The organism is Kitasatospora sp. NPDC057692, from assembly GCF_042799475.1.
GTDB lineage: Bacteria > Actinomycetota > Actinomycetes > Streptomycetales > Streptomycetaceae > Kitasatospora.
Window position 1 is genome coordinate 1 of record NZ_JBHVIV010000164.1, and the last position, 7,628, is coordinate 7,628.

The 7,628-nt window shown below is 75.7% G+C and carries 6 protein-coding genes and 1 pseudogene; 4 read left to right on the forward strand and 3 right to left on the reverse strand.

Going from position 1 to position 7,628, the window contains the following annotated elements; all coding sequences use genetic code 11:
• Positions 1–113 precede the first annotated feature (113 nt).
• Positions 114–1,193 (reverse strand): DUF6081 family protein, encoded by a 1,080-nt coding sequence (locus tag ACFVFS_RS40055; RefSeq protein WP_380630019.1) that lies wholly within the window; start codon positions 1,191–1,193, stop codon positions 114–116.
• 196 nt (positions 1,194–1,389) lie between these two features.
• On the opposite strand from ACFVFS_RS40055, the gene ACFVFS_RS40060 reads away from it, so the two are divergent.
• From ACFVFS_RS40060 to ACFVFS_RS40070, 3 genes are read left to right on the forward strand one after another with little or no spacing between them, the layout of a single operon-like run.
• On the forward strand, positions 1,390–2,337 hold the full coding sequence (locus tag ACFVFS_RS40060; RefSeq protein WP_380630021.1) for a pseudouridine-5'-phosphate glycosidase: 948 nt from the start codon (positions 1,390–1,392) through the stop codon (positions 2,335–2,337).
• Positions 2,334–3,089 (forward strand): HAD family hydrolase, encoded by a 756-nt coding sequence (locus ACFVFS_RS40065; RefSeq protein ID WP_380630022.1) that lies wholly within the window; start codon positions 2,334–2,336, stop codon positions 3,087–3,089. The genes ACFVFS_RS40060 and ACFVFS_RS40065 overlap by 4 nt, the downstream gene beginning before the upstream one ends.
• The gene (locus tag ACFVFS_RS40070) at positions 3,086–4,123 is read left to right on the forward strand and encodes a DUF6081 family protein (RefSeq protein ID WP_380630024.1); all 1,038 of its coding nucleotides are present in this window, start codon (positions 3,086–3,088) and stop codon (positions 4,121–4,123) included. Before ACFVFS_RS40065 ends, ACFVFS_RS40070 begins: the two co-directional genes overlap by 4 nt.
• Before the next feature lie 88 nt (positions 4,124–4,211).
• Here ACFVFS_RS40070 and ACFVFS_RS40075 read toward each other — a convergent pair whose 3' ends face one another.
• Together ACFVFS_RS40075 and ACFVFS_RS40080 are read right to left on the reverse strand one after the other, a co-directional pair.
• The gene (locus ACFVFS_RS40075) at positions 4,212–5,315 is read right to left on the reverse strand and encodes a hydrolase (RefSeq protein WP_380630025.1); all 1,104 of its coding nucleotides are present in this window, start codon (positions 5,313–5,315) and stop codon (positions 4,212–4,214) included.
• A gap of 516 nt (positions 5,316–5,831) precedes the next feature.
• Positions 5,832–7,316 (reverse strand): MFS transporter, encoded by a 1,485-nt coding sequence (locus tag ACFVFS_RS40080; RefSeq protein ID WP_380630027.1) that lies wholly within the window; start codon positions 7,314–7,316, stop codon positions 5,832–5,834.
• 78 nt (positions 7,317–7,394) lie between these two features.
• Between ACFVFS_RS40080 and ACFVFS_RS40085 the strand changes: the two are divergent.
• Positions 7,395–7,628 (forward strand): annotated as a pseudogene (locus tag ACFVFS_RS40085) (MarR family transcriptional regulator); the annotation flags it as partial.

Here is a 7,628-nt window from a genome sequence, read left to right on the forward strand (position 1 = left end):
CCGGCACCCCCTCCGGCGGGCCCCGGCCGTCGTGCCGTCGCCCTCCACCGCAGGCACGCGGACGGGGCCGCGGACCAGGAGGTCCGCGGCCCCGTCCGGCCTGCCGCCGGTGCCTACTTCACGTACCGCATGTCGAACGAGCGCACGTTCAGCGTCACACCCTGGCCCCAGAGCCGGTTCCGCTCCAGGCTGCTGTCGTCCAGGAAGGCCTGCTGGGCCGGCGCGCCCTGCGACGGCTTGTAGTAGAAGTTCTCCTCCTTGCCGAGGCGGACCAGGCCGCGCTTGTCCCGGTCCTTCACCCCGCCGCCGCCGTCCAGCAGGTTGCCGGTGCCCAGGCCGCACTGCACCGAGCTCGCCCGGACCTGCTCCGGCGTGCCGCCGTGGTCCAGCCGCAGGTACTTGCGGTCGAAGGCCAGCGTGCCGATCCGGTCGGTGGACAGCACGTCCTTGCCGTTCACCAGCCAGGTGACCCGCTGCCCGCCCTGGTCGAACTTGATCTCCAGGTTGTCCGCCCGCCCGGGGGTGCGCTTGGCGACCGGGACGGAGAAGTGGTACGCGGCGTAGGTGCTGCCGGGGATCGGCAGCCGCTCGTAGACCGCGTGGATCTCGCCGTTGGTGACCGTCAGGTTGGCCACCGTGTGGGTGGTGTGGTCGACCGAGATCAGCGTCGCGCTCGCCAGCCGCGGGTCGGTCTGCGGGTCGGCGACCGCGCCGCCGAACGGGTGCTGGTTCACGTAGTCCGCCTGGACGGACAGCTTGCTGGAGCAGACCAGCGCGCCGGTGTCCGGGATCGGCACCCCGTTGGCGGAGGAACGCCGCGGCTGCGCCACCCACTTGAGGTGGTCACCGGTGCCGCCGCCGAAGCCGGTCGCGTTCTGGTCGGTCGTCGCGGCGAAGGCCGGCCGGCCGGTGACCGGGTTGGTGCCGGTCGGCACCACGGTGATGCCGCGGCGGCCGGCGGTGATGACGCCGTCGCCCTGCGGCAGCGTCTGGCCGGTCGCGGTCTTCGCCGAACCCAGCTGCCAGGTCTGGGCGGTGTCGAAGCCACCGCGGAACTCGTCGTGGAAGAGGACCTGGCCGGACCGCCGGTCGGCGGTGTCCGCACCGGTGTCCGCGACGGCGGTCCCGCCGGCCCCGGCCACGCTGGCCACGGTCATCGCGACGCCGATCGCCGCCTTCACTTTCCCGTTCATCGCGTCTCCCTGCGCATCGGATCACTGGGCACCGAGGGACGGCCCGGACGGCCGCGGACGGTGCGCCGCACACTCTGTCCACGCCCCCTCGAATTCCGGTCGAACCGCCCCCTCCACGTCCGCTCGACCACTGCTCCAGCCGCCGCGGCCAGGCTGCGGACACCCACGACGACCAGCCCTGTCCGGAAAGGAGGCGATGGCTGTGGACCAGCTCCTCGCCGTCACCGAGGAAGTCGGCACCGCACTGGCCGAGCGGCGGCCGGTGGTCGCGCTAGAGTCCTCGCTCATCACCAACGCGCCGTCCGTCGACGCCGCCCTCGCCATCGAGAAGGCCGTCCGGGACGGCGGCGCCGTGCCCGCCACCATCGGCATCCTCGACGGCCGGCTGCTGGTCGGCATCGACGCCGAGCAGATCGAGCGGCTGCGCACCACCCCCGGCGTGCCCAAGGTCAGCGCCCGTGACATCGGCCCGGTGCTGGCCGGCGGCGGCGCCGGCGCCACCACGGTGGCCGGCACCATCGTGATCGCCGAACGGGCCGGCATCCCGGTCTTCGCCACCGCGGGCATCGGCGGCGTGCACCGCCGCGCGCAGCAGACCTTCGACATCTCGCCGGACCTGCTCCAGTTCACCCGCACCCGGATCACCGTCGTCTCCGGCGGCGCCAAGAGCATCCTGGACGCCCGGCTCACCGCCGAGTACCTGGAGACCGCCGGGGTGCCGGTGCTCGGCTACGGCACCGACCGGCTGCCGGCCTTCTACGCGCGCGCCACCGACGTCCCGGTCCACCGGGTGGACGACGTCCGCCAGGCCGCGCGCACCGTCCGGGCGCACTGGGAGGTCAACGGCGGCGGCACGGTCCTGCTCACCACGCCGGTGGCGGAGGAGGACGCGCTGGACGCGGTCGTGGTGGAGACCGCGATCGAGCAGGCGCTCGCCGAGGCGGACGCCGCCGGGGTCGCCGGCAACGCCGTCAGCCCGTTCCTGATGAAGGCGGTCTCCCGGGCCACCGAGGGCCGCACCGCGAAGGCCGGCCGCTCCCTGCTGCTGAGCACCGCCACCCTGGCCGGCGAGCTGTCGGTCGCGCTCTCCGCCCTCGCCGAGGCCGAGGCGGAGGCCGGGCGCCCGGCGGGGGAGCGGGCATGACGGGCGGCGCACCGGCCGGCGTCCTGTTCGACCTCGACGGCACCCTCGCCGACACCCCGGGGGCCATCACCGCCCTGCTCACCGTCGTCCTCGCCGAACGCGGGGTGCGCCCCGACCCGGACGCGCTGCGCGCGACCGTCGGCCTGCCGCTGGAGCCGAGCCTCGCCCGGCTGCTCGGCCGGCCGGCCGACGGCCCCGAGGTGGCCGCGGCCGCCGCCGAGTACCAGGCCCGCTTCCGCGCCCACCTGACGGCCGCCGGCGCCGGCCTCGCGTACCCGGGCGTGCCGGAGGGCCTGCGCCGGCTGACCGCGGCCGGGCTGCGGCTCGCGGTCGCCACCTCCAAGCCGCGCGGGGCCGCCGAGAAGATCCTCGCCCTGATGGGCGTCGCCGACGCCTTCACCGCCGTGGCCGGCCACGACAGCGTCGAGCACGGCAAGCCGCACCCGGCGATGGCCCGGTACGCCGCCGGGCGCCTCGGCCTGCCGGCCGGCTCCTGCGTGGTGGTCGGCGACGGCCTCGCCGACGTCGGCATGGGCCGCGCCGCCGGCATGCGCGTCATCGGCGTCTCGTACGGCGCGGCGACCGCCGCCGAACTGACCGCCGCCGGAGCGGACCCGGTCGTCGGGTCCTTCGCCGAGGTCGTCGACCTCCTGCTCGCCCCGGCCGCACCGGCCGCACCGGCCGCACCGGCCGCACCGACCGCACCGACCGCCCCGGCCGCACCGACCGCCCGACCCGAGGAGCCGCGATGAACCCGCCCGCCCGCACCCCCGACGCCGCCGAGGCCGCGACCGCGGCCGACACCGCGAGCGGCGGCGTGCTCTTCCGGGACGGCTTCCGGGACGGCCTGTCCGCCGCCGGGCCGGACGCCCGCTGGCGCCACGTCCAGGCCACCCCCGAGCTGATCGCCGACGACGGCGACCTCACCGTCACCGGGGACGGCCTGCGCCTGGCCTCCCGGGGCCGCCACCCGGAGACCGGCGAGCCCGCCTACACCCGGACGGTGCCCAGCGAGCGCGGACGGACCGGGGTGGTGCCGGGCTTCGCCGACCACGCCAAGTGGATCGCCTACGTCAACCGCACCGCCGCCTCCGGCTTCCAGGGCTTCGACGCCGTCCCCGGCCGGGTGCTCTCCGTCTCAGCCACCGTCTCCGGCCGCACCTACGGCACCGCCGGCCACCCGTTCGGCGACGCCGTCCGCGATCCCGAGGACGATCTGCGGCTCGCCGGGGCGATGCTGAACACCATCGACCCGGAGACCTCGGTCGCCTTCGACTTCATCCTGACCAACCGGCGGCTGTACGCCTTCTACGGGCGGACCAACTTCGCCCGCCGCCTGCTCGGCCGGTACGGCTCCTTCGCCTGCACCGTCCCGCTGCTCGACCGCACCCCGAACGACCGCCACCGGGTGCGGATCTCCTACGACCGAGGCGCCGGGGTGGTCCGCTGGCTGGTGGAGGGCGAGGAGGTGCTGCGGGTGGACCGGATCGGCCTGCCGCTCGCCCGCGAGACGCTCACCCTCGACGAGGGCGGTGAGCTGACCGTGGTCGAGCCGCGCCAGCTCAGCTTCGGGATGGGCACGCTGAGCCTGCTGGACGGCTCCTGGCCGACCGGACGCGGCCTGGTCCGACTCTCCCGGGCCACCACCTACTTCCGTCCCGACACCGGCGAGCCGCACGAGCAGGCCTTCGTCGACGAGGAGAGCCTGGAGAGCAGCCGGCTCTTCGGCCAGGGCGCGGAGCTGACCATCGGCGACTACACCGTCACCGACGAACCGGCCGGCTGACCGGACCGCTGAGCGGTCGGCCGCCGTACGGCGACGGAAGGGGGCTGCGGGCTTCGGCCCGCAGCCCCCTTCCCGTGCGTACGGGGTGTCAGTCCGCGCGGCGGCCGGCGAGTTCGGCGGTCGCGAAGCGGTGCGCGGCCGGCTCCCACTGCAGGACGGCGTGGGTGGCGCCGGTGACGGCGTCCCGCCAGAACCGCTGGAAGGGCGCCTCCTCCTGCAGGGCGCCGGTCCCGGCCGTCCCGGCCAGCCCGTTCACCGCGGCCAGCAGCAGCTCCGCGGCGGCCGCCTGGTCGCGCTGGGCCCGGGCGCCGTGCCACTCGCCCCGGACGCCCCGGTCGGCGTCCTCGGCGGCCCGGGTCAGCAGCAGGGCGGCGGCATCGGTGGTGGCGGCGGCCCGGGCGAGTGCGGACCCGGCCGCCGTCGAGGGCTTGCGGCGGGCCGCGGCCGCGCCGTACGCGTCCAGCGCGCCCCGGACCGCGCCCAGGACCGGCGCGGCGAAGGTCAGCCCGCTGACGTCGCGCAGCGCGACGGTGAGCGGCGCGGGCGCCGCGTCGGGCGACCGGCCGGCCAGCAGCTCGCCGGTGGTGAAGGTGTGCCCGGAGGGGACGTGCACCGGGTCGAGCACCAGGGTGTGGCTGCCGGTTCCGCGCATGCCGACGGTCCGCCAGGTCTCCTCGACCCGGTAGGCGGAGCGGGGCACCAGCAGGAACCGCGCCTCCCGCTCGTCCGGCCCGCCGCCGGGCACCGGTACGAGGCAGGCGAGCAGCGCGGCGTCGGAGGAGTCGATGCCGCTGACGTAGGACCAGCGGCCGCCGAGCCGCCAGCCGCCCTCCTCGGCGACGGCCGTACCGGCGGGCACCAGCGCCCCCGCCACCAGCGCGTCCGGGCCGTCCGCCCAGAGGGTGCGGCGGCCCTCCTCGGGCAGGAACCCGGCCATCCGGCCGAGGGTCGCGGCGATCGACGCGCACCAGGCGGCCGACGGGTCGTGCCGGGCGAGTTCGGCGACGGCGTCGAGACAGGTCCCGAAGCCGCCTTCGTCGCCGCCCCACGCGGCAGGGACGAAGTGCCGGGCGAACCCGGCCTCCCGCACGGCCTCGGCGACCTCGGGGGCGAGCCGGTACTCGCGCTCGGCCCGCTGCGCGTGCGCCGAGGCCAGCCGGCACACCTCGGTCAGGTCGGAATGCTCCTTCACGGCGGCACTTCCCTCCGGGGGACGGTGGTGAACGGTGGAGGAGCGCAGCCTCCCGCCGCCCGGTGGAGACCCACTGGACCTCCGGTCGCGCCCACCCGCCGCCCGGGCACCGGCGGAGCGGACCGCCGGCCGGTGCGGACCACGTCGGCGGCCGTACGCCGGGGGCCGCCGCTTCGGCGGCGTGGCCCCCGCTGGTCCCCGGCCTGAAGGCCGGTCACCGTGATGCGGTGCTCCGGCGGCCGGTGCGGGCGACGTCGATCCGTTGGGCCGGCCGTTCCCGTCGTCGGCGGCGCTGTCGCTCGGCGGCCATCGTGGTGGATTCGCGGGGGTCCTGCTGTGCGGGCTCCGGCGAGGGGTGCGTCGGTGGGTGTGGCCCCTCGCGGCCCTTCGCGGTCCGGTGGTGTCGTGCAGTGTCCGTGCCGGGCGCGGCCCCCGCCGAGGGCGGCTGCCGGCGGCGGGCGCGCGTGCCGGTGGAGGGGCCCGGACGGGCGGCCCCTCCACCGGTGCGGGGTCACGTCAGGTCTGGGCGGTGGCCCCGGTGTCGGCCGCCTCCTGGGGGGCCGGCTGCTGCGGGGGGCGGGCGGCCATGAACACCAGGCGGCCGCCGGGGAGGATCATCGCGGCCGGGGCGGCCAGCAGGTAGAGGCCGACGACGACCAGCAGGCCGGTCGCGGCGGAGCGGATCGGCGGGTGGCCGCCGTCCAGGAGGCCGAAGTAGACGGTGCCCAGCAGCGCCACGCCGGAGGCGGTGCCGATCTGGATGGCCGTGTTGACCAGCCCGGCCGCGGCGCCCACGTGGTGGCCCGGGGTCTTCGCCAGGACGGTCGCGATCAGCACGCCCGAGGCCATCGACATGCCGATGCCGCCGATGAGCAGACCCGGGATCAGCTGCCAGGAGTGCAGGCCGGTGCCGTAGCGGCCCACCGTGAGGGTGGTGAGGCCCATGCCGAGGGCCAGCACCAGGCAGCCGACCACCGCCAGCGGCCGGCCGAGCTGGCGCAGCTTGGTGGCGAACGGCGAGAAGAGGCCGACGCCGACGGCGGCGGGCACCATGGTGAGCGCGGTGTGCAGCGGAGAGAAGCCGACGGTGCTCTGCAGGTGGACGGTCAGGATCACCGGGTACGCGGCGCCGGCGAAGAACAGCACGGCGACCGAGAGCCCGCCGAGGGCGGCCCGCTGGCGCAGCAGCGCCGGGTCGATCAGCGCGGTCTGGCCGCGGGCGACGACGGTGCGCTCGTAGCGGCCGAAGAGCCAGAGCAGGACCGGGCAGGCGGCCATGACGACGAAGGTCCACCACGGCCAGTCCAGGGTGCGGCCCTCGACCAGCGGGTAGAGCAGGGCGAGTACGGCGGCGGTGGCGAGGACGAGGCCGCGTACGTCGGTGGTGGAGGCGTGCTCGGAGCGGGAGTCGCGGCAGAGCAGCACGGTGCCGATCAGGGCGGCGATGCCGACCGGCACGTTGACGAAGAAGATCGGCCGCCAGCTGAGGCCGAACAGGTCGGCGTCGAGCAGCAGGCCGCCGAGCAGCGGGGCGCCGACGCCGCCGATCGAGAAGGTCAGGCCGTAGACGGTGGCGGCGCGCTGCTGCTCGACGGGCGGGAACTCCACCCGGAGCATGGCGAGCACCTGCGGCACCATCAGGGCGGCGGAGGCGCCCTGCAGGATCCGGACGGCGACCAGCATCTCCGGGTTGACCGAGAGGCCTGTGACCAGCGAGGTGAGGGTGAAGGCGATCAGCCCGGCCTGGAACACCTTCAGCCGGCCGTAGCGGTCGCCGAGCCGGGAGGCGGTGATCATGCCGGAGGCGAAGGCCAGGGTGTAGCCCGCCATGGCCCATTCGAGCTGGGTCGAGGAGGCGTGCAACTCGCGGCGGAGCGTGGGTAAGGCGACCTGGAGGACCGTTCCGTCGATCAGGTCCATCACGGTGGCCGCCATGGTGACCACCAGGGCGGCCCAGCGGCGGGGGTTGTACTGCTCGGATGCGGGCCGGGGCACGGGCATGGAACGCCCCTTCCGGTACTCTGGGGGAGCGGACAGAGACTTTGCTTTGAAAGCAAAGTTATGAGGAGGGGTGGAGGGATGTCAACGGAACGCGCGTCCGACGCCGGGCCCGGGCCCGGGCCCGGCCTGGACACCGACGAGGCGATCCGCGCGATGCTGCTCCTGATGCCGAGGGTGGCGGCGCGGTTGAAGCGGACGCCGGTGCCGGAGGCTTTGCGTTCGGCGAATCTGGCGCCCCGTCATCTGTCGATGCTGTCGTACCTGTTGTTCGACGGGCCGATGCCGGTGAACCGGTTGGCGGCGCGGTTGGAG

Bases quoted from the DNA above. Each gene is read 5' to 3' on its own strand.
- ACFVFS_RS40055 (WP_380630019.1), bottom strand. From the start codon at position 1,193: ATGAACGGGAAAGTGAAGGCGGCGATCGGCGTCGCGATGACCGTGGCC.
- ACFVFS_RS40060 (WP_380630021.1), top strand. From the start codon at position 1,390: ATGGCTGTGGACCAGCTCCTCGCCGTCACCGAGGAAGTCGGCACCGCA.
- ACFVFS_RS40065 (WP_380630022.1), top strand. From the start codon at position 2,334: ATGACGGGCGGCGCACCGGCCGGCGTCCTGTTCGACCTCGACGGCACC.
- ACFVFS_RS40070 (WP_380630024.1), top strand. From the start codon at position 3,086: ATGAACCCGCCCGCCCGCACCCCCGACGCCGCCGAGGCCGCGACCGCG.
- ACFVFS_RS40080 (WP_380630027.1), bottom strand. From the start codon at position 7,316: ATGCCCGTGCCCCGGCCCGCATCCGAGCAGTACAACCCCCGCCGCTGG.